The organism is Tamlana sp. 2_MG-2023, assembly GCF_030548465.1.
Taxonomy (GTDB): Bacteria; Bacteroidota; Bacteroidia; order Flavobacteriales; family Flavobacteriaceae; genus Pseudotamlana.
In genome coordinates this window covers 465,512-488,464 of sequence record NZ_JAUOSF010000001.1, presented here as the reverse complement: position 1 = coordinate 488,464, position 22,953 = coordinate 465,512, and the positions used below count along the sequence as shown (strand labels likewise).

Here is a 22,953-nt window from a genome sequence, read left to right as displayed (position 1 = left end):
GCAAAAATAGGAATTGATTTTTTATTGACGAATTACACGCCACTTTTTTTATATTTTTTTAGGACATTGTCTCTAAAATCATTCGAATATCTTCTTCTGTTGTATCTGGATTAATAAAACAAAAACGTGAAACGGTTTCAAAACTATCACCAGTTTTCCATTTTGTAGGTGTTACTAAAGCAAATCCAGATTCGTGATTCTTGTAAGTCCAATGCTTATAATCATCAGGGTTCCAACCAAGTCGCCTGTACAACACACAAGATAAACTAGGATCTCTAACAAGTTCTACATGTGGCATCGATTCAATTAATCGTCCTGCTATTTGTGCCAATTCAATACCGCGTTCTACAGCTTCTTTATATCTATCTGTACCGTGCATGGCTAATGAAAACCATAAAGGCAGGCCACGAACACGGCGTGTAAGCTGTATTTGGTAATCGGTTGGATTAAATCCGTGCGCACCTTCATCTTTAAAAATATCAAGGTATGACCCTTCTTGAGCATGTGCTTTTTTGGCTAATTCCGGTTTTTTATAAATAACTGCACCACAATCGTAGGGTGAAAACATCCATTTATGCGGATCGATAGTAATACTATCGGCTCTTTCAATACCTTTAAATAAATGCTTCACTGAATCGGCCATTAAAGCACCTCCGCCATAAGCAGCATCGACATGAAACCATAAATCTTCGGCTTCACAAACCTCGGCGATACCTTCCAAATCATCTATAATTCCGGCATTTGTGGTACCTCCTGTTCCAACGACGGCAAATAAACGTTGTTTTTCTACTTCTGTTAAGGCGTTTATCGTTTCTTGAAGTGCCTCCTTTTCTAAACAATCTTCTGTATCTACGAGTACCACATCAATATCTGCTACTTTTGCCATCGCTTTTACAGAAGAATGTGCGCCAATAGAAGTGATTATAAGTCCTTTTTGAGACTGGTGTTTTTCATCGCTATTTCTCCAATTTTCACGAGCTGTAACTATAGCCGATAAGTTAGCGGCAGTTCCTCCACTTGTAAAAACGCCAAAAGCACCATCTGGTAATCCTGTTAAAGACACCATCCAACGCATGGCTTCGTTTTCGCAAAAGATACCACCAGCACCTTCCATCCAATACGCGCCATGAATACTTGAAGCCGAAGTAATTAAATCGAACATGATGGCAGCTCTTGTAGGTGAGGCTGGCACAAATGCCAAATGTCTTGGGTGATCTACAGGTACGTTGGCTACAGCTAAATGTTTACGCCATAACTTAAAAGCATATTCTCCACCAATACCTTTTTCGGTAACAGTTTCACCAACTAAGGCTTTTAATTCTTCTTCTTTTTTAGGTTTTCCTATTTTAGTTGTTGTAGACGAAACTCTATCGATAACATATTTCATGGTATCCATAGTCATTTCTACTAAATCAAAATCAATCTTATGCATTTAAGTTAAATTTAAATATCGATTTCAAAATTAAGCTTATCATTAGAAACCATGAAATTTTAGAAGCAATTAAATTGAAAAGAGAAAACCCTCCAATTGTAAATCTCACCTTTTGATGGTGGTTTCAGGAACTAAATTAATTTAAACTCGCACAATTCTTAACTAAAGTTATAAGTCGCCTTATAAAGTGATTATTGAAAACTCACCACTCAACGGTTCTAGACTCTCAATTAAATTAGGAATGAGTGATTCACCGTATTCCATATAAAACTGTGAAAAATTGGTGTTACGTTCTTGTAAGCTTTTATTTGGAAATAATTCATTTTGAATATCTGTCATGCGCAAAACCTGATCAGATAATTTTCGTTTTTGAGCTTTTAGCAAGCGTTTCTCTAAATTTTCTAAACCTTTTATTTGTTTCACTTCTTGAGCTTTTACAGCGCCTAAAAACGATTTATCGGTTTGCTCGGCAAGTTCATACATCCCTTTAAACTGTTCTTGAAGGTGTTTTTTCTGTTTTGAAAAATCTATATCTATGTTAGAAACGTCTCTAACTTTTTTATTGATAAAAGTACTCTGCTTCAAAAATAAATTTTCAGTTGAAATGTCTAAATTCTCTAATTTTTTAAGCTGATTTTCTGTCTGAATTAATACCGAATTCCTTAATAACAACATCGGAAAAGGCACATCTACTTCATTGAAAAAATCTTTTAACTGAAACCAATACGCTAATTCACCACCGCCACCAATATAACACAGGTTTGGCAAGACCACTTCTTGATATAACGGACGCATAATCACGTTTGGCGAAAAACGTTCAGGGTGATTCTTGAGGTGTTTTATTAAATCGTTTTCGTTCCAAGTGATATTTGAGTTTAAAACTTTGTAAATACCATCTTCAAAAACAATACGTTCTCGTAAATTTTTAGCAATGTAAAACAGGTTGATTTCTCTAGGGTTCACCTGAATTTTATAATCTTCGGATACTTCGGCTAGCTTATCATTCGTTTTTGAAACTGCTTTAAAAGACACTTGATTCAGCAGTTCATTTTCCATGTATGGAACGAACTCCTTTTTCAAGCTGGCATCATTAGCGTCAATAATCACCAAACCATAGTCTTGAAATAAAGCATTGGCTAGAAAACGTGTGGCTTCAGCCAAATTATCATGCTTTAAATAGGCTGCTTCAAACAACTTTTTAATAGCTTCAGCATTTGAGCTATGTCCCAGTTCTTCTGAAAACACTTCAAAAACGGCTTTTAATCCTTCCGTAGATAATTCTCCAACTGCTCCGGCTGCTTCACGATTCCATTGTACTTTCTTTCCGTTGAAATTAAAATAATTTATTTCCTCAAAATCATGATCTTCCGTAGCCATCCAGTACACAGGTACAAAATTACTTTCAGGATATTTCAGCTTTAATTCTTTAGAAAGATTTATAGCTGAAACAATTTTGTACAGAAAATAAAGTGGTCCTGTAAACAAATTAAGCTGATGTCCTGTGGTTACCGTAAAGCTGTTTTCGGCACTTAACAACTCAATATGACTTGAAGTCAATTCTGAAGTTTCAAAATCTTGATATTGATTTTTCAACGCCGAAACTAAAATCGCTCGTGTTTCAACACTAAAAGATTGGCCTTTTTCTTCTATTTGCTTCTGGAAAGCATCAATTTCAGGAAACCTGTTATAAAAAGGTTTCAGTTCTGGTTTTTCAGCTAAATAATCACAAATTAAGGTTGAAAAATAGCCTGTTTTATAGAATGGTAGGGTTTTATGCTGCATATGCCACTTAAAAATCACGTAAATATACTGTTATTCTATTTTAGCAAATCTAAAAATTAAGTTAAGATGTATATCCTGAAATTAACACTCATGTTATTCCATGGTTAAATTGAAATCTGATTTTTCACTTAGAGTCCTAAATCTCACCATGGATAACTTAAATTTATTAGAAGAAGAACTAGAACTTTAGTTGTTTTTATGAAAACCCTTACACAACAACCTAAACAAGCACCTAAACAAGCACCTAAATAGTAAGCGAAAGCACTGATATTTAGGTTTTTATTGCGTTTTTTCGTATATTATAAGTCCATCTAAACTTTTATACTATGAAAAAACAAACCATAATTAGCGCGTTATCCGTGTTCGCTCTATTCTTTATGTGGACGACCATCATTATAGCGCAAGAAAAAACAACTGAAATTTTCCGTGAAATTGAAGGCAAAGTTATTGACGCTGAATCTCATAATGATTTAGTTTTTGCGGATATTGTTATCGAAGATTCAAATATTAGCACAGTAACCAATAGTGATGGGCATTTTGCTTTAAAAATCCCAGAGGCTTACTTGAACGGTACCATTGCAATCTCTTATCTGGGTTATGAAAAAATAACACTACCTGTTTCAGAATTTGAAGACCATATAAAAATTCGTTTACATCCAGTCACTACAGCGCTAGCCGAAGTTAGCATTGTTACGACACCAAAAAACGCCGAAGCCATAGTACGCGAATGTTTAAGCAAAAAGAGTAGTCTTTACAATAATCAAAACACCTTAATGACGGCTTTTTACCGTGAAAGCATAAAGAAACGAAGAAGAAATGCTTCTTTATCTGAAGCCGTTGTTCGTATTCACAAAAAGCCATATGATAATTTAAGCCGTGATTACATCGAACTGGTTAAAGCTCGAAAAACCACAGATTATGACAAACTAGACACCCTAGCTTTAAAATTACAAGGCGGTCCTTTTAGTAATCTCTATACCGATATGATTAAATATCCAGAGTATATATTTAACAACGAATCGATACCTCATTATAATTTTAATTTTGATAGCGCTACAAAAATTAATGATCGTTTAATTTATGTGATTAATTTTAAGCAAAAAGAGCATTTAAACACGCCTTTATACTACGGTAAACTATTTATAGATGCTGAAACCTTAGCATTAACAAACGCAGTTTACAGTTTAAATATATCAAATAGAACACTCTCTAGTGAATACTTTGTTCGCAAAAAACCTCGAAGAGCAGAAGTGTATCCAACAGAAACGGCCTATCGCGTAAATTACAGAACCAAAAATGGAAAATGGCATTACGCCTATAGTAATATTTCACTAACTTTTAAAGTGAATTGGGAAGGCAAACTTTTTAACAGTACCTATACCTTAAATAGTGAAATGGCCGTGACCGATTGGGAAATTAATGAAAACAAACTGACTAAAAATAGAAGTCAGATTTTAAGACCAACCACCATTTTAACTGAAAAAGCTTCAGGATTTTCAGACCCTCGATTTTGGGGTGCCTATAACATTATTGAACCTGAAAAATCCATTCAATCGGCGATTAAGAAGATTCAAAAACAGTTGAAGCGTACTTAAAATAGTGCTTCTGAAGACACCATTCACAACAACATTCTATAAAAAACCACCTAGCATTTAGGTGGTTTTTTTATGACTTATTTTTTGTTGACGGCACGAGCGTGACACTCGCGATAGCGTGGCTTTCTCATTTATTGCTTACTCTTGTAGGCACGGACTAAATGTCCGCGCTATCAACGTTCCGAATTTCGTTAGGAACGATAGCTGACTTTAATCTTGGAACCTTAAACTTTTAATATTTAACTTCTAATATCGTGAACTGTTTTCAATTTTAAATACACAAGTATCGGTTCATGATCAGACAACTTTAAATTAAAATTTTTATGAGCAATGACTTCAAAGTTAGCATCAGGTAGTATATAATCTAGACGCATAGGATAACCTAATAAATTATAAGTTTCACCAAAACCAGAGCCTGCTTCTAAGAACGAATCTTGCCTGTCTTTGCTTATAGTTTTATAGGTTTTAGAAAAAGGCGTCGCATTAAAATCACCACATACAATACTTCTTCCGTTAAATTCTTGAAAACTTTCTTGTAATAGCTCCGTTTGGGCACTTTTCATTTTTTGCCCTTTATCTATTTTAGGGTAAACCGCTTTTAAACCGTTTTCAGTAAAGAAATTAGAATCGATTTCAACACTAAAGGATTGTAAGTGTATACTATAAACCCTTATTATTTCATTTTTATACTGAATATCGGCATACATGGCATTATTTGCCGTATTCGGAAAATCAACATAGCCTTTGTTTACTATAGGAAATTTAGATAAAATAACCTGTATGGATTTTCCAATACCCTTTCTTTGTCCGAGAAATGTATAAGGATAGTTTGGGAAGTCCTTTACATCCGCACTCCAAAACTCTTGAAACATTACTATATCGGCATTTTGATTTTTAACAAATGCTGACATGGTTTCTATCCTCACTTTTCTTTGATCACGATCCCTATCACTCGTATGCCCTGCACCTCCCGCACTTCTTACGTTAAAAGTTAAAATAGACATGGTGTCTACTAACTCAACATTTTCGTTAAAGTTAAAGTTGAATTTAAAAAAAGAAACATGAGTGAAACCATAAACCACTAAAGCTAAAAGCACAAAAACGGCTTGCTTACGCTTTCTCAAGGCTAGATAAATGAAAATAATTACATTTAAAACAACGATACCAGGCAGCCCAACAGATAAAACTAAGGACAGTACATTTTCATAACAGAGGGTTACAAAACAAGCAAAAATCAAGGAAATCGGCACTAAAAAATAGACCAAGCGGCTTAATCCTAAGAAAAATTTTTTAATAAAATTCAAGGGAATCGCTCATTTTTAGAACAAGGTTGGCTGTGAATCGTCATCCCGTTTATCTTCTGAAGACACCTCAGTTTCATCGACAACCTCTACATCATCAGCATGAACTTCATCTGGAGATTCATAAGGCAAAGGATCTAATAAATTTACTTGATTCACTTTGTCTTTTGTCAGTTGGTTTCCTAAAGCACTTATCCCTTTAACAGCAATAAATTCCTCAAGGTTAAGCTCTAAGTTTTCTTTTCTTTCTTTTCCGCGTTCTTTGGCAAAAACCACTTCAGCCATAGGACGCCAGTCGGTAGAAACGATTTCTAATTGTGAATTCGGATCTTCAGGAATAAAACTTTCTTCTTTTCCTTCTTGTTCAATTAAGAAGCGTTTAACGTAATACAATTCTTTTTCACCATTAAAATAAACCACAGAAATTGGTTTTTTAGGCTGCCATTTTTCCATAACAATCATATCGTTATCAAAATGCATGGTCACTTCTGGTGTTACGGTTTTGAGCGTACCCGATTGTGAAATGATGAGTAATTTATCTTCACCTCGAAATTCACCAATGAGTTCGCCACGGCCATCAACATTTAAACGTTGTACCGTATCATCGAACCAAATTTTACGAGGTTTTAAGGTTGAAACCCCTTTTTCTTTAAGTTCTACACGCTTTACAGGGTATTTAGTAACTAAATTCCCTTTGGAAACTCTACCTTTTATAAGAATATCGGCAAAATCTATATCCCATTTAAGCTTTTTAATACTTCCTGCTTGACGTAGTAAGACAGTAACCACTTCTGCTTCTCCGTTAGGGTTTGCCGAAAAATATAAACCAACAGATCCTTTGGTTCCGTTAGTTAAATCGTACTCTCTATCTCGTGTTACGCTGGTAACAGCAAAACGTTTAATATATGAAGGACCGCCTTTACCATCACGATAAATGAAGTTATAAATGGTACGCTTATCTTTTTTCTTGAATACGGAAACATGAATAATGTCTTTACCAATAAAGGTTTTGGCATCGACTTTAGTCACCATCATTTTACCTTCTTTGGTAAAAACGATGATATCATCTATATCACTACAATCGCCAACGTATTCATCACGTCTAAGCGATGTTCCAATAAAACCTTCAGCTCTATTTACGTAAAGCTTCGTGTTACGAATCACTACTTTAGTAGCGTCGACATCATCAAATACTCTTATTTCTGTTTTACGCTCTCTACCTTCACCATAATCCTTTTTAAGTCTCGTGAAATAAGCGATAGCATAATCGATAAGATTAGCCAAGTGATTTTTAATTTCAGCAATCTGTTCTTCTAGAGCATCAATTTTTTGCTGAGCTTTATCGATATCAAATTTTGAAATACGTTTAATTCGAATCTCTGTTAACCGCACAATATCTTCTTCGGTAACAGCGCGTTTTAAATGCTTGATGTGTGGTTGTAGTCCTTTATCGATAGCACTAATAACACCTTCCCAAGTTTCTTCTTCCTCAATATCACGGTAAATTCTATTTTCAATAAAAATACGTTCCAAGGAAGCAAAATGCCACTGTTCTTCAAATTCGCCCAGTTTAATTTCAAGCTCTTGCTTTAATAGCTGAACCGTATTATCTGTAGAACGGCGAAGCATTTCAGTAACACCAACAAATAAAGGCTTGTTATCTTCAATAACACAACCTAACGGCGAAATAGACGACTCACAGCTTGTAAAAGCATATAAAGCATCAATGGTTTTATCTGGCGATAATCCTGCTGGAAGATGTATTAATATTTCAACTTCGGCAGCTGTATTATCCTCAATTTTTTTGACTTTAATTTTACCCTTATCATTCGCCTTTAATATCGAATCAATTAACGACGAGGTTGTTGTACTGAAAGGTAACTCGGTAATCACCAAAGTGTTTTTATCAAGCTGAGAAATTTTAGCACGAACACGTACCTTCCCGCCTCTTAAGCCATCATTATAATTTGAAAAATCGGCAATTCCCGCAGTTGGGAAATCTGGTAATATGGTAAAACGCTTGCCTTGTAAATGTTTTATTGAAGCTTCTATAAGTTCAATAAAATTATGTGGTAATATTTTTGTTGAAAGTCCAACGGCAATACCTTCGCCGCCTTGAGCTAACAACAACGGAAACATAACCGGTAAGTTTACGGGCTCTTTTCTTCGTCCGTCGTAACTGGCTTGCCACTCGGTAATTTTAGGATTAAAAACCACATCAAGCCCGAATTTAGAAATACGAGCTTCAATATAACGTGAAGCAGCGGCTCTGTCTCCCGTTAATATATTTCCCCAGTTTCCCTGGGTATCAATTAATAAGTCTTTCTGGCCAATTTGCACCATGGCATCAGCTATACTGGCATCACCGTGAGGGTGATACTGCATGGTATGACCAACAATATTGGCTACTTTATTGTAACGCCCATCATCCAAATCTTTCATAGAATGCATGATGCGGCGTTGTACGGGTTTAAAACCGTCTTCTATAGCAGGAACGGCACGTTCTAAAATAACGTAAGAAGCATAATCTAAAAACCAATCTTTATACATTCCCGTGATACGGGTAATGGTTTCTTGAGGTTCGTCTTGTTCGTTAATTAAATCGTCTCCGTTTTCAGTCATTAATTACTTTTTTTCTGGTTTTGGTTTGCCATTAAGCATTACTCTACCACGCGCTTGTAGTCTCAATACTTGATCTTTAGCTGGGTGTACATGTAAATACTCGTATGAACGTACTACTTCTAATTCTTCTTTCTTTGCGTATAACATCTTAGTTAAGTTTTGGCTCCCACGAAAGTAGGATGTTTTTCAAATTAATTTATCTATTTTTTTAACGCTGCAAAGTTACGTTTTCAGACAAATTTCTTAACTATTTTTAACTAAAATTTATTACCAATTTACACCTTATTTTTATTCTAAATAAAGTGCCTAAAAAAATTATATTATTTACTCGATGATATCTAATTCAACTTTTAGATTGTCGATGATAAATTCTTGCCTTGAAGGTGTGTTTTTCCCCATATAAAACTCTAGCAATTCTTCTATAGACATGTTATGATCTAACATAATCGGGTCTAATCGAATGTCTTCACCTATAAAATGCTTAAACTCATCTGGAGAAATTTCACCAAGCCCTTTAAATCGTGTGATTTCTGGTTTTGGTTTTAGTTTTTCTATGGCATTTCTTCGTTCTTCTTCTGAATAACAATAAATAGTTTCCTTTTTATTTCTAACACGGAATAGAGGCGTTTGTAAAATATACAAATGCCCTTCCTTAATCACTTCTGGAAAAAACTGAAGAAAGAAAGTAATTAACAATAAACGAATGTGCATACCATCAACATCGGCATCGGTAGCAATCACCACATTATTATAGCGTAAATCCTCTAAAGATTCCTCTATATTTAAAGCGGCTTGAAGCAAATTAAACTCTTCATTCTCGTAAACAATTTTCTTCGTTAAGCCATAACAGTTTAATGGTTTCCCTTTTAAACTAAAAACGGCTTGTGTATTTACGTCTCGTGATTTGGTAATACTACCAGAAGCCGAATCTCCCTCGGTTATAAACAAAGTAGTTTCCAGGTTTCTTGCATTTTTAGTATCACCAAAGTGTACACGACAATCTCGTAATTTTTTATTGTGAAGACTTGCTTTTTTAGCTCGGTCTTTCGCTAATTTTCTAATACCTGAAAGCTCTTTCCTTTCACGTTCGGCCTGAAGTATTTTACGTTGAAGCTTATCAGCTGTTTCTTGATTTTTATGTAAATAGTTATCTAAATAACGCTTTATAAAATCATTAATATAAGTTCGAACCGTAGGCAATTCGCCACCCATATCGGTAGATCCTAATTTCGTTTTCGTCTGACTTTCAAATACAGGCTCCATCACTTTAATGGCGATAGCACTTACTACAGATTTCCTAATATCGGAAGCGTCGTAGTTTTTTCCGTAGAATTCTCTTATGGTTTTTACTATGGACTCCCTAAACGCGTTTAAGTGCGTCCCTCCTTGTGTTGTATTTTGACCGTTAACAAAAGAATGGTATTCTTCGCTGTATTGGGTTTTACTATGTGTAATGGCGATTTCAATATCGTCTCCTCTTAAGTGAATAATAGGATACAAACGATCGGATTCATTAATATTTTCGCTTAATAAATCTTTTAATCCGTTTTCACTGTAATATTTTTCACCGTTAAAAACAATGGTTAAACCAGGGTTTAAGTACACATAATTTTTAAGCATTTTCACTATATATTCACTTCGGAATTTATAGTTTTTGAAAATGATATCATCAGGAATAAACGATACTTTGGTACCTTTTCGACGAGAAGTTTCTTCTAAAAACTCTTCATTTGTAAGGTTACCTTGCTCAAATTCCGCGGAAGCGCTCTTATTATCACGCGTTGATTCTACTCTAAAAAATGAAGACAACGCATTTACTGCTTTGGTACCTACACCATTTAAACCTACTGATTTCTTGAAGGCTTTAGAGTCGTACTTCCCTCCGGTGTTCATTTTAGAAACCACATCGACTACTTTTCCTAAAGGGATACCACGACCGTAATCTCGAACCGTTACTTTGGTACCTTGAATAGAAATTTCGATGGTTTTCCCAGCTCCCATAACATATTCATCAATGGAGTTATCTAGAACTTCTTTAAGTAGAATGTAAATACCATCGTCTGGAGAAGACCCATCACCGAGTTTTCCAATATACATTCCTGGACGCATACGGATATGTTCTTTCCAGTCTAATGAACGAATATTGTCTTCGGTGTAGTTAGAGTTTTCAGCCATTAATAAGAGATGTGGTTAAGATAGGATGCTAATATAGCACAACCTGATAAAAAATGAAACAGCATAGCCACAAAGTAATTAACAATACATATTAATTCATTGTTGAGAACCTAATTAGCTTGCTTTTCCTTCTTAAGAGACACTACCAAAATACCGACAATCACCACTAAAGCTCCAAAAAACTGTAAACCTGTTAAAACTTCATTCAAGAAAATAGAAGCCAAAATTATAGTTGAAATTGGCCCAATTCCTGCCACAATAGCAAAATTTGAAGAGCTAATCATTTTTATAGACGTAGAAACCAAAAAAGAAGGAATCACTGTAGCGAATACCGCGATAATAAACCCTAAAGCATAAACTTCCCATGAAAAACCGAATAAATCCACATCGCTCACGATACTGTAATGAATAAATACACTCACACAAGACACGATCATGGCGTAAGCCGTAAATTTCACAACGCCAAACTTAGGTATTAACCATCCGCTACCAACTAAGTACGTCGCATAAGTTATAGCGCTTAACAACACAAAGGCTCCACCTAAAAAGCTATCACTTCCAGACAAGGCTACTTCATCCCAAAAGGCAATAACAACCCCAATATAGGTTAAAGCAATCGCTAAGGACTGTATTTTGGTTATTGGTCGTTTTAAAAACACGCGATTTAAGATTAAAACGATTGTTGGATATAAAAATAAAATGATACGCTCTAAACTGGCTTTGATGTATTTAAGTCCAACAAAGTCAAAATAACTCGCCAAGTAATAGCCCACGACTCCAAAAAAGATCAACCATAAATAATCGCTTTTGGCAATAACAGCCTCACTTTTTTTCTTACTATACACGAAAGCAATAACCACATAAATTGGAAATGAAAATAGCATACGTAACAACAAGATGCTAATAGGATCGACATTGTAATTGTAAGCTAACTTCACCATAACGGCTTTTGATGAAAAAAGCACCACGCCTAAAACACCAATAAGCACACCATACCAAAATTGTTTTGTATTTGTTTCCATGAAGCTAAAATAAGTGTGTGCTTTCTCACAAACATTAAAAAAAAGCAAATAATACGATGTTCAGAAGTAAAAAAAGTACGCTAAATTTTGTTCGCTTAAAATATGCCAGGTTAGAGATAATCTTAAAGTGACCTATTTATCTTAAAAAAGACTATGGAAACTTAACGACTTATCAAATATCTATAAAAAGTAATGCGATATCTCTAGCACTAGTGTAGATTATTTAAATACAAACCCAAGCATATTTAAAACACATCCAGCGCCTATGAGACATCGCATTCGAGCAAAAGTATTCGCTAATTTCCTTATAAACTCTTGTTTTTTTATTTTACTAAGACCTTCTTTTCAAAACTACTTTTAGAGGCCTCACAAAGTGAACATTCATAAGTAGCTGGCAAATCTACAAAAGGGGTATTTGGCGCAATATCTTGCGTGATATCACCGTAAACTTCGTTGTAAATTGTTAAACATTCTGAACATTGATAAACCTCTTCCTCTGAAGTTTCTTTCTTTACCACTTCAGCTTCTTCCTCTTCACGTTCTGTTCCTAATTGTTCAAAATACAACTGACTTAATTCCATTAACAAACCTGGCAATTCTACCTTATCCACATCTTGAACATGCATGATATATTTCTGCGTGTTCGGATCGAAGTTTTTGGCGTATAAAAGATTGTAAGTGTCCCTTATTTTAAAATCCCCCTTAAGATCAGGTTGTTTATTTTTTTCAATTACGATTGAGGTGAAATTATAAGTATCACTTTCGTAACTTGTAATTCCGAAGGTTAAACCATAGGTACTAATGTCATTCTGGTCAAAATTAGTTACCAAATACTTTTTAAGATTTAAAGCATCAGGATCGTTCACAGGCAGGTGCCAGTTCATTTCCAACATGGAATGACGTACGTTTATACCGTATTTCCCTAGAAACTTCTCCCATTGTAACTTTGATTTCTGCGGAATTCCTTTCACAATAAAAGACTTCCAAGGCGTAATCGAAATTTTACCAATTTTATTTTCTGAACACAATTCACACATCGCCTTCAGAAATTTTAAATCGTAACGGTTATTTCTCCAATATAAACCTAACCAATAACGGTCTGTACCAATTCTATTCATGCCCTCATAGTAAGGAAAAGGATAAAAAGGCACTTCTAAGGTTTTATCAACCGTTCTGTTATTGGTATCTACCGCATCGCTCACCAATTCGAAAACGGTTTCGATAGTTTCTGGCTCTTCCTGTAAAATGTTTTCGATAGCAATTTCTATCTTATCCATATCCCAGCTATAAATAAGCGCCGGATACATAAGTGTTTTTTTCCAACCAGGAAGTCTAACATACAAATACCAATAATCTTCGTGTTCGGAAGCTATAAAATTCACATTCCCCGTAAATAAAGGTACCAACCGTTGTTTTGGGTCTGTGATATTTACTCTTAATTTTAATTTATGTTTAAACTGCTCTAAAATGTACAAATAGCGGTCACTTGTTAACCAAGACGTACTTGGTAAAATTTCAGCAGAAACATAAGACGATGCGATATTTTGAATACCGTCGCGTTTAGGTTTTATAAATTGTATTTTACTAAATTGATCAAACTTGCTTTCATCAATTTGTTCTGGAAAAATAATATCTTGTCGAGAACCGAATGAAATCGCATCTAAACCTAAGCTTTCAGCAGCTTCACAAATGTATTTTAACTCGCCTGGGGATAATACACCTCCGTTAATTTTAATTCTATATGGTTCGTCCATTATGCTAATACTTTTGAATTTTGAAGTATTTCTCTAACTTCAGTTTTACAACTTCCACATCCTAACCCTGCGCCTGTTTTATTACATAATTCTGTAAAATCAACACAACCTTTAGCAATAGCCTCTTCAATGTTTCCTGCACCAACTTGACTACAAGAACATACTAATTTACCTAAAACAGGTGCGTCATTTGAGGACCCTCTTAGCAATGTATTTCGCTTATCGGCCATTTCAATCTTACTTTCAATCATAGTTTTAAATTCGGCGAATTCATTTTTATCACCCATTAAAACCGCACCAACTAATAAGTCATCTTTTACGATACACTTTTTATAATAGCGCTTCTTAAGATCGGTGAATATGATTTCTTCATAACTATCATCATTTTCAGGAACATCAATATCACCAATACTACAAAGATTTAAATCGTTGAATTTCAGTATATTCATTAACACTGAACCATCATATGCACAGCTAATATCTCCTGCAATAAAGTTTGCTAAAATAGTCGCTTGTTCTTCGGCTGCTGAAGTAATTCCGAATAATCTATTATTGTATTCTGCAATTTCACCAATAGCAAAAATATCTTTATGTGAAGATTCCAAATGCTGATTCACTTTAACCCCACGGCTACAAGAAATACCATTTGCTCTAGCAATATCTACATTAGGAATGGTTCCAATAGCATAAACAATCGCATTGGCCGTAATAAACTTACCACTTTTAAGGGTGATATTTAATTCACCAGTATCTTCATCATCAAACACGGTACTTACCTCGTTATCGAAGTAAATTTGAATACCACGTTCTTGAACATCTAAAGCCAATAATTTACTTGACACTTTATCCAATTGACGCTCCATTAAACGTGATGCACGCTGAATAATGGTAATTTTAGCATTTTTATGCTTCATTGCAGCCGCTAACTCTAATCCTAACAACCCTCCACCAACTATAACAACATGTTGTTCTTCTGGAGGTAAATTAGTAGCATCTAGATACGCTTTAAACCTATCAGCATCGCTTTTATTACGCATTGTAAAACGTCCAGGTAAATCAATTTGAACATCTTTAGGAATAAAAGGACGACTTCCTGTTGCTAAAATAAGCTTATCAAAGGTGTGTTCTTCATTATTACTATCGGTAACCTTTTTGTTTTCCTTATCAATTTTTAAAATTGAGCGTTCCGGATGTAAGTGAATATTAAGTTTACTTAACTCCAGTTCTTTAATTTTAAGAAGTTGCTCCCATGATAATTCTTCGGTCACATACTCTGGTAATAAAACCCTATTGTAAAATAAGTTTGGCTCTTTTGAAAATACGTGAATTTCATCCACTTCATTGTATTCTCTATAGTTTTGAACAAAACGGAATGCCGCTGCTCCAGCCCCTACAATAATAATTTTTTCTACCGGTTTTTTATATTTTGAAACGGCTACACGTGTGAATTTAAAATCTGGTTCTTTTGACGTTGGATCAACATGTGTATTTGTTAAATTGTTGGCTCTGTTTAAGTCACTTTGCAATTGCTTACCCCAGTGCATTGGTAAGAAAACCACCCCCTTTTTAATGGTATCGGTAATTTTTGCACGCACTCTAACCATACCATTTTCACCTGAAATCTCGGTAATATCGCCATCTTTAATTTTATTTAAAAAGGCGTCTACAGGGTTAATTTCTAAAACAGGAGTTGGGTAATGTGTTTTTAGACGAGATACTTTCCCTGTTTTGGTCATGGTGTGCCATTGATCACGAACACGACCCGTAGTTAGAATAAGCGGATAATCATCGTTCGGTTGCACCGAAGTGTTTTCAATGGTACTTGGTAGGTTAAATTGTGCCTTTTGCGTTGGCGTATAAAACTTTTTATCTTCAAATAATCTAGGCGTTCCTGGGTGTCTGTATTCTGGAACTGGCCATTGAAAAGTACCTTCGTTTTTTAAACGGTCGTAGTTTAAGAAAGACACATCAATATTGGTTCCTTTGGTCATGGAAGCGTATTCATCATAAATTTCGCTAGCATTGCTGAAGTTAAAACCTCTGAAGCCCATTCGTTGTGCAAAATCACAAAATATTTCAACATCTGGTCTTGCTTCTCCCGGAGCATCAATTTCTTTAGGAAGGTATGAAATACGTCTTTCAGAATTCGTCATGGTTCCTTCTTTCTCTAGCCATCCTGCAGCAGGAAGTACTAAATCGGCAAAATCTACGGTATCTGACTTATGCGAAATATCTTGAACCACAACAAACTTAGCGTTTTTCATAGCACGCTCTATACGGTTTGAGTTTGGCAAACTCACTAAGGGGTTTGTACAAGCAATCCAAACCGCTTTCAGTTTTCCGCTTTCTAGAGCATCAAACATTTCAGTTGCAGTAAGCCCTGGTTTTGGATTGATTTTATCTACACCCCAGAATTGCGCTACTTCACGACGGTGCTCTTCATTCATTAAATCTTTATGCACCGCTAATAAATTAGCCATACCTCCTACTTCACGTCCGCCCATTGCGTTTGGCTGACCAGTAAGTGAAAAAGGACCAGCTCCTGGTTTTCCAACTTGCCCCGTGATAAGTGATAAATTTAAAAGGGATACATTTTTATCGGTACCCACTACACTTTGGTTGAGTCCCATGGCCCACATGGAAATAAATCCTTTTGAAAGCCCGATATATTTTGCTGCTTTTCTAATATCATCTTCAGAAACACCACATAATTTTGAAGCTTTTCTTAAAGAGGTTTGAAAAATTAAGTCTTTATAATCATCAAATCCGTCGGTATGTTCTTTGATAAATTTTTCATCTATTAGTCCGCTTTTATACAAACATCTCGCAATGGCATTGTATAAAATCACATCGGTTCCCGGAAGTAATTGTAAATGCAGATCGGCAAAGTTTGCTGAATCTGTTTTCCTAGGATCTACAACTATAATTTTTACATCTGGGTTCTCTTCTTTTCGTTTTTCAATACGTCTAAAAAGAATGGGATGACACCATGCTGGATTAGCTCCAGAAATTAAAAAAGTATCTGCCAATTCAATATCTGCATAAGAAATAGGTACAGAATCTTCTCCAAATGTTTTCTTGTAACCAACCACTGCAGAACTCATACAAAGGCGAGAGTTGGTATCTATATTATTGGTTCCTAAAAAACCTTTAGTTAGTTTGTTTGCAATGTAATATTCTTCTGTTAAACTCTGTCCAGACACATAAAAAGCAACACTATCTGGGCCATGTTTTTTTATAATAGATTTAAAAACACTTGCTGCACGATCTAAAGCATCGTCCCAACTTACACGCTCTCTTGGGTGTGAGCGACTCCATCGCATTTCTGGGTATAAAATTCTATCGGAGGTATCGTTAGCCACGTAATGCAGGTTCATACCTTTTGAACAAAGCATCCCTCGGTTTACCGGGTGATCTTTATCCCCTTCAACAAGCACCTTGTTATTACTGTCCTTTTTAACAATAATTCCGCAGCCTACACCACAATATGAACACGTTGTTTTAACTTCGTTTTTAATCATTCAGACAAAGATTTTATACTAAATAATACATTATAATTTCAGAAAACAAATACTCCATTCATTATTCTGAATAACACAAAATGGCTACTATATACTTTTATATCAATAAAAAATAGGCCATTTTTTTCGCTTTTTTAGCTAGCTATAACTAACTATCAAGAACTCACTTTTGAATTCCACTAAGCTATCATTTTAACTTCCACAAATAAGGCATTGTTAAAAAAAACTACCGTAGCCACAACCACTATGGCTCCAATTATGAAAAACCATTAGACACTACGGTAGCTAAAACTGCAAATAATACAGCATTACATTATGTCAACAAAACAAACCTTTCGTTGCTATGAATGATAGCACATTTTAACAACTTCTGGTTATACTTTTACATGTCTTAAAGAACAGATCTCACTTATTTTAAAACACTTAAAACTGAAACTGTAATCTTTATTTCATGATGTTTAATGAACTCATTTTATTTTTAATCTACGTAAAATTAAGTATAAATACTTAATTTAAGAATTCATAATTAAGTAATTTAAAATAATTACTAGATTAACAAATAATGATTAGCCATTTTAACGATTTACTAAAAATCGATGCTGCATTATTGCTATAATTACAAAAAAGTGAATTTAACTAAACCACAAGAACTTAAACACTAATCAAACAAGACTTAACCATTCTCGTTCTCGAATTTATTTACTAACTGAGGTGTTGCTTTATCAGCCATTTTTTGAACTACGCGATGCATCCAAATTAAACATACCGCAGACAATACAAGCATTAAAATCCAACAGCTCGACCATAGCCCAGTACCTTCTAATAAGTAACCAAATATGATCGGACAAAAGAAACCTCCCAGTCCACCAAGCACGCCTACCATACCACCAACTACACCAACTTCCTCAGGAAAATAATCTGGAATATGCTTATAAACTGCCGCTTTACCAATACCCCAAATAGATCCAATAATAATCGCTACAATAGCGAAAATCCATAGGTTCGCTTGGAAGAAAATATGTGTATTTCCTTTAGCAATAAGTTGCTTCTTTTTAACCACATCTCCTTTTTGAACAAGTACTTCTTGCCATGATTCTTTCTTTGGAAAAATATGAAAGCCTTCATCTACATTTGCTAGTTCGTCAGTTTTGGCTTTAACAGCATATTTCACACCTTCAACTTCAATATAATTTGGAGTAACATCGGTTACTGTTCCTGAAGCTTTCGCCATAATTCCCTTACCTGCCGCGTAAATATCCATTTTTGGTACAATTAAAATAGCACTAAAAATCAACGAAGACCCTAACACCCAGTACATCACTTTTCTTGCTCCAACTCTATCCGACAACCATCCACCAAAGGCTCTAATAATCCCTGAAGGCAAACTAAAACAAGAGGCTAATATTCCTGCTGTAACTAAATCTAATGCATAAACATTTGTGTAATAAGGAACTAACCAACCTGCAAAAGCTACAAAACAACCAAATACTAAAAAGTAGTACAATCCGAAACGCCATACACGCACACTTTTAAGTGGCACTAGCATCGCTTTTATAGTTTTAGAACTTGAGGCTGGTTTTTTATTTTTTGTAGTTAAGAAAAACACCACCGCCATAAGCACTAAAACTCCAGCGTATATTCTTGGCATATCTCTCCAACCGTCTAAATTTGTTTTATTATCTGTAAGAAAATTTAAAAGTTTTGGCCCAACTAAGGTAGTTATAGCCGCACCAGCGTTACCAGCACCAAAAATCCCTAATGCTACACCTTGCTTTTCTTTAGGAAACCAAATTGAAGAAAAAGCAATACCAACCGCAAAGCTTGCTCCTGCGATTCCAAAACCTAAACTACATAATGCAAAAGACCAAAAATCATTTGCATAAGACAGCAAATACATAGGAATCGCACATAATAGCAACAATCCTGTAAATACAGGCTTACCACCTAATTTATCGGTTAAAACACCTGCTGGCAATCTAAAAATAGCTCCAGTCAATACTGGAATACCTATTAACCAACCTATCTCCACAGCACTCCAAGAAAAAACTTGATTATCTACTAAAAAAGTAACTAATATTCCATTTAACAACCATGCTGCAAAACAGAACGTAAACGCTAAAGTATTTATAAACAGTGTTTTATTTGCTCCTTGTGTTGTATTCATTTCAAATTTATTTAAAATTTATCACACCGATTTGGTGCTTACTAACAAGGCGAAATTAAGTATAAATACTTAATTTTTACATCTAAAAACTACGTAATTAAGTAAAATTATGAGTTTAACAATTATAGATTCATGATTTTGAAGAATTATTAAAAGGATTCATTAATTCTCATATAATTTAATAGAATAGCTAATTTACTTATGCGCAAGAGCACTGTAAATCGCAAAAATAACAAGCATCATTGAAGTATCTTGATATCTCTTTTTGTAACTGTTATTCGTTTTCACTTTTGTCATCCCATAAACTGGAATCACGCTTCCCAAACCCATAGGACTATTTCATCAAGTGAATAAGTAGACACAACCTGAATAATATAATCTGTGATTCACAAAAATTACTTGAATAAACAATTAGTTGCAATTTTTAATGTGGTAATTTACTTTTCTAACGACACACCACTTTCATAGTAAATGGTAGTTATGACATTTCCATCCTTATCATATTCACACCACTTTCCTTCTTTTTTACCATTTTTATAACTGCCTTCCTCTTTTAAAGCACCAGTTTCATAATAGTAATCTTTAAATTTTCCTTCACCTGAATTACCAAATGTTGTTTTGTATAATTCACAGCCTTTAACATCGTAAACAGAGTATTCACCTATAGCAAGCCCTAGTTTCCAGTTTTGAGTTTTTACTAATTTGCTTTTATAGTAAGTTTTCCATAAGCCTGTTTTATAACCTTTTGACATCAACCCTTTTTTTATTAAGCTAGTATGTATATACAAGCCTTTCATATCAGATTCATCATTAGGATAGGTTTCAGTTATATCGAATATTTCTTCAGAATCTAGTGGGCGATTGTTTGATTTTCTTAGATAAACTGTTTTTCCATTTTCATTGTCCTCTTTCTTTATGATTAAATGAGAGAAGGTGAGATTATTTGGTTTTTCAGGTGCAATTCTTTGAGCTAACACTAAAAAAGAATTAATCATTAATAATAAAATTAATATTTTTTTCATTTTTTTTTTTAAGATTTATAAAATTTCAGAATATCATCTTGTAGTGCCTTCCATTGAAATTTCCAGAAAGATTCTCTTGCAACATTATAATCCATAAAATTTTCTGTGGAAGCCTTTTCAAATTTAAATAAGTTTGTTTAGTGAATATTTAGATTACTTCTAACAAAATTATAAAGTTCTCTACTTGAAAAAACTACTTTTCTAAAGGCACACCACTTTCATAGTAAACAGTAGTTATGACATTTCCATCCTTATCATATTTACACCACTTTCCTTCTTTTTTGCCATTTTTATAACTGCCTTCCTCCTTTAAAACACCAGAATCATAATAGTAATCCTTAAATTTACCATCACCTGAATTTCCAAAGGTTGTGTTGTATAATTCATTGCCTTTAGTGCTGTACACGGCATATTTTCCAATAAGTAAGCCTTTTTTATAATTTATGCTTTTTACAAGTTTGTTGTTATAGGTTGTTTTCCATAAGCCATTTTTATGACATAACCTTAAATATCCAGTTGCAATATACCCTGTATGGGTACCTATAGAGAAATCGGACTTAGCTCTTATTATGTCATTTGTTTGGTTTTCTTTAGAATTTGACTTTCTCACTTTATAATAAATCGCATAAAAATTATCACTAATTTCTAAATCTTTATATGTATAACACTCTACCCCCTTAATAATTTCTGAATCTAAGTAAAGTGAATTAATAAAAATCGGTGGTGCTTGAATATTTTTGTTTTGCCCTAAAAGACTAAAACTTAAAAACAAAAAACTTAAGTGTATATATGTATTTCTCATTTATTATAGAATTTTAATACATCTTCTTGTAGACTCTTCCATTGAAACTTCCAAAAAGATTTACCTTTATTATTATAATCCATAAAATTATCAGTTTCAGCCTGTTTAAACTTATACAAGTTTCTATTTAGTGTATATAAAGCCGAATTGATAACTCTCATTTCATCACTATAGGGCTCCCAAAGCTTTCTAATTTCTTCCTTAGTATATCCCCCTGTTTTAATTATTTTATCAAAATAACCGTCAATTTCGGCTTTTCTATAATTATAGGAAATAACTTCTTCTGCTGTCAAATCCTCCTCTTCCTTAAAAGAATGCTCTAAACCTGCAACATGAGCAATTTCATGAGCGAATGTTTCTTTATGCCAAAGATTTGTTTCAAAGATGACTAGATTTTTGGAATCAATATCACCCAAGTTTCCATAACCTCCAGCTCCAGGACTACTATCCTTTTTCACATTTTTTAATGGCGAAAGAAATACTGTAATCCCTCTGTTTTTATATGCTTTTGGATGTTGCTTTTTAAATTCAGCGTCAAACTTATCTAATAAACTACCTTTAAAAGCACAGCCCTCATCAACAATAAGGTCGTCAGAAATCCATTTCTCTTCATCTATAATTACATCATAAACATGACCAATATGACATTGTAATAAGGCTTGGTTTAAAGACTGCTCGTTTAAATATTTCTGTAAGTTTTGTAAATCACCGTTTATATCTTTGTTATTATCTCCAAAACCTTGTGCGTGGTCCATCATATTTTCAATGATTTGCTTGTCTCTTTCAGTAGAAACACCTCTTAAAACACGAACAGGCGTAATATTAAAGTGTAACTGTTCGTGATTAGCATTTTTAAACACATTTAACTTTCCGACTTCATTATTATCTTTATCTAATAATGAAATGACTACATCATTGTTTAACGGTGTTTCACAGACTACGGTTATTTCCTTACAATTAGCTTCAGATAGTTTCAATTCATTAGGTATAAATTTAACCCCGCTTTTGGGAGGTAGTTTTATAATGTCTGTGTCTTTTACATTACCTTCTATTTCCGTAATTACTAAATTTAGCTTTACATTTTCTTGATTAGGAAACATACTTAACCATGGAACAAAGTAATCTTGGTCATGAATTTTGGTTGGGGTGTATTCTTTTTTTAGTTTTTGGTAATTTTCAGATATTACTTCATATTCATCTCGCATCCAATCGAAACCAAACTCACCTTTATAAGTATCTAATCGTTCAAATTTTGCTATAAACTTCAGAGCTAATTCCTCTTCAACTTCTTCTGTTTCTTCTCGTGTTATTAAATTAACATCCTCGCTTGGAAAAGTAGTTCTCCATTTGGCAGAGTATTCCGTTAGAGTTTGAGGATCTTTAACACCTGCTGCAGTAATTTCAAGAGTTTCACTCATCGGCTCACTCCCTATTGATGAAAAATTATTTTTCCAATTTACAAGGTGGCAATCATAGAAATTAATTTTACGTGTTTGCCCACCTAAAACAATAGGATAAATATGCACTTCAATTTGTTTCGCTTGATTGGGAGCAAAAGCCCATTCTTCAAAATCAAGATCCTTTCTAGATTCAACAACTAATTTAAGCCCTGTAAACACGGGGTTCTGAGAAGGTCTTCCGTTATAATCTGCTTCTTGGTTAAAACTAAAAGTAAACCATAGTAGATTTATTTCCTTTCTGTCTATTATTAATTTTGCTTTTACCATTTTTTATTTTTCATTCCTTATATGAATTTGAATG

At 34.1% G+C, this 22,953-nt stretch carries 14 protein-coding genes; 1 reads left to right on the top strand and 13 read right to left on the bottom strand.

What is annotated here, in order from left to right:
- Positions 1 to 58: 58 nt before the first annotated feature.
- On the bottom strand, positions 59 to 1,432 hold the full coding sequence (locus tag Q4566_RS02175; protein WP_303417787.1) for an aminotransferase class V-fold PLP-dependent enzyme: 1,374 nt from the start codon (positions 1,430 to 1,432) through the stop codon (positions 59 to 61).
- A 180-nt stretch (positions 1,433 to 1,612) separates the two neighbouring features.
- Complete coding sequence (gene bshC / locus Q4566_RS02170; protein ID WP_303417785.1) at positions 1,613 to 3,214, bottom strand: bacillithiol biosynthesis cysteine-adding enzyme BshC; 1,602 nt, start codon at positions 3,212 to 3,214, stop codon at positions 1,613 to 1,615.
- A gap of 326 nt (positions 3,215 to 3,540) precedes the next feature.
- Here bshC and Q4566_RS02165 point away from each other — a divergent pair, with 326 nt between their 5' ends.
- Positions 3,541 to 4,809: a carboxypeptidase-like regulatory domain-containing protein gene (locus tag Q4566_RS02165; RefSeq protein ID WP_303417783.1), complete on the top strand. Its 1,269-nt coding sequence runs from the start codon at positions 3,541 to 3,543 to the stop codon at positions 4,807 to 4,809.
- 239 nt (positions 4,810 to 5,048) lie between these two features.
- Here the strand turns inward: Q4566_RS02165 and Q4566_RS02160 are convergent, their stop codons facing one another.
- From Q4566_RS02160 to tssD, 11 genes are all read right to left on the bottom strand, one after another.
- Positions 5,049 to 6,113, bottom strand: a complete 1,065-nt coding sequence (locus Q4566_RS02160; protein ID WP_303417780.1) for an endonuclease/exonuclease/phosphatase family protein — start codon at positions 6,111 to 6,113, stop codon at positions 5,049 to 5,051.
- 15 nt (positions 6,114 to 6,128) lie between these two features.
- A complete protein-coding gene (locus Q4566_RS02155) occupies positions 6,129 to 8,732 on the bottom strand; it encodes a DNA gyrase/topoisomerase IV subunit A (RefSeq protein ID WP_303417778.1) in 2,604 nt (867 codons plus the stop codon).
- A gap of 3 nt (positions 8,733 to 8,735) precedes the next feature.
- Positions 8,736 to 8,879, bottom strand: a complete 144-nt coding sequence (locus tag Q4566_RS02150) for a hypothetical protein (protein WP_303417776.1) — start codon at positions 8,877 to 8,879, stop codon at positions 8,736 to 8,738.
- A 177-nt stretch (positions 8,880 to 9,056) separates the two neighbouring features.
- The gene (locus Q4566_RS02145) at positions 9,057 to 10,907 is read right to left on the bottom strand and encodes a DNA topoisomerase IV subunit B (protein WP_303417775.1); all 1,851 of its coding nucleotides are present in this window, start codon (positions 10,905 to 10,907) and stop codon (positions 9,057 to 9,059) included.
- Positions 10,908 to 11,017: 110 nt separating this feature from the next.
- Positions 11,018 to 11,929 carry a DMT family transporter gene (locus tag Q4566_RS02140; RefSeq protein WP_303417773.1) on the bottom strand — a complete coding sequence of 304 codons (912 nt, stop codon included), beginning with the start codon at positions 11,927 to 11,929 and terminating at the stop codon, positions 11,018 to 11,020.
- 323 nt (positions 11,930 to 12,252) lie between these two features.
- The gene (locus tag Q4566_RS02135) at positions 12,253 to 13,683 is read right to left on the bottom strand and encodes a rubredoxin (RefSeq protein WP_303417772.1); all 1,431 of its coding nucleotides are present in this window, start codon (positions 13,681 to 13,683) and stop codon (positions 12,253 to 12,255) included.
- Complete coding sequence (locus tag Q4566_RS02130; RefSeq protein ID WP_303417770.1) at positions 13,683 to 17,204, bottom strand: nitrate reductase; 3,522 nt, start codon at positions 17,202 to 17,204, stop codon at positions 13,683 to 13,685. Before Q4566_RS02130 ends, Q4566_RS02135 begins: the two co-directional genes overlap by 1 nt.
- A 673-nt stretch (positions 17,205 to 17,877) precedes the next feature.
- Complete coding sequence (locus Q4566_RS02125; protein WP_303417768.1) at positions 17,878 to 19,368, bottom strand: nitrate/nitrite transporter; 1,491 nt, start codon at positions 19,366 to 19,368, stop codon at positions 17,878 to 17,880.
- Positions 19,369 to 19,805: 437 nt separating this feature from the next.
- Entirely contained in the window at positions 19,806 to 20,390 is a 585-nt protein-coding gene (locus Q4566_RS02120) for a toxin-antitoxin system YwqK family antitoxin (RefSeq protein WP_303417766.1), read from the bottom strand.
- A gap of 193 nt (positions 20,391 to 20,583) precedes the next feature.
- On the bottom strand, positions 20,584 to 21,192 hold the full coding sequence (locus tag Q4566_RS02115; protein WP_303417764.1) for a toxin-antitoxin system YwqK family antitoxin: 609 nt from the start codon (positions 21,190 to 21,192) through the stop codon (positions 20,584 to 20,586).
- The gene (gene tssD, locus Q4566_RS02110; RefSeq protein WP_303417762.1) at positions 21,189 to 22,919 is read right to left on the bottom strand and encodes a type VI secretion system tube protein TssD; all 1,731 of its coding nucleotides are present in this window, start codon (positions 22,917 to 22,919) and stop codon (positions 21,189 to 21,191) included. The genes Q4566_RS02115 and tssD overlap by 4 nt, the downstream gene beginning before the upstream one ends.
- Between the last annotated feature and the right edge of the window lie 34 nt (positions 22,920 to 22,953).

What these genes read in the sequence shown, in the direction of transcription:
- Q4566_RS02175 (WP_303417787.1), bottom strand. Translation starts at nt 1,432, where the DNA reads ATGCATAAGATTGATTTTGATTTAGTAGAAATGACTATGGATACCATG.
- bshC (WP_303417785.1), bottom strand. Translation starts at nt 3,214, where the DNA reads ATGCAGCATAAAACCCTACCATTCTATAAAACAGGCTATTTTTCAACC.
- Q4566_RS02165 (WP_303417783.1), top strand. Translation starts at nt 3,541, where the DNA reads ATGAAAAAACAAACCATAATTAGCGCGTTATCCGTGTTCGCTCTATTC.
- Q4566_RS02155 (WP_303417778.1), bottom strand. Translation starts at nt 8,732, where the DNA reads ATGACTGAAAACGGAGACGATTTAATTAACGAACAAGACGAACCTCAA.
- Q4566_RS02150 (WP_303417776.1), bottom strand. Translation starts at nt 8,879, where the DNA reads ATGTTATACGCAAAGAAAGAAGAATTAGAAGTAGTACGTTCATACGAG.
- Q4566_RS02145 (WP_303417775.1), bottom strand. Translation starts at nt 10,907, where the DNA reads ATGGCTGAAAACTCTAACTACACCGAAGACAATATTCGTTCATTAGAC.
- Q4566_RS02140 (WP_303417773.1), bottom strand. Translation starts at nt 11,929, where the DNA reads ATGGAAACAAATACAAAACAATTTTGGTATGGTGTGCTTATTGGTGTT.
- Q4566_RS02135 (WP_303417772.1), bottom strand. Translation starts at nt 13,683, where the DNA reads ATGGACGAACCATATAGAATTAAAATTAACGGAGGTGTATTATCCCCA.
- Q4566_RS02130 (WP_303417770.1), bottom strand. Translation starts at nt 17,204, where the DNA reads ATGATTAAAAACGAAGTTAAAACAACGTGTTCATATTGTGGTGTAGGC.
- Q4566_RS02125 (WP_303417768.1), bottom strand. Translation starts at nt 19,368, where the DNA reads ATGAATACAACACAAGGAGCAAATAAAACACTGTTTATAAATACTTTA.
- Q4566_RS02120 (WP_303417766.1), bottom strand. Translation starts at nt 20,390, where the DNA reads ATGAAAAAAATATTAATTTTATTATTAATGATTAATTCTTTTTTAGTG.
- Q4566_RS02115 (WP_303417764.1), bottom strand. Translation starts at nt 21,192, where the DNA reads ATGAGAAATACATATATACACTTAAGTTTTTTGTTTTTAAGTTTTAGT.
- tssD (WP_303417762.1), bottom strand. Translation starts at nt 22,919, where the DNA reads ATGGTAAAAGCAAAATTAATAATAGACAGAAAGGAAATAAATCTACTA.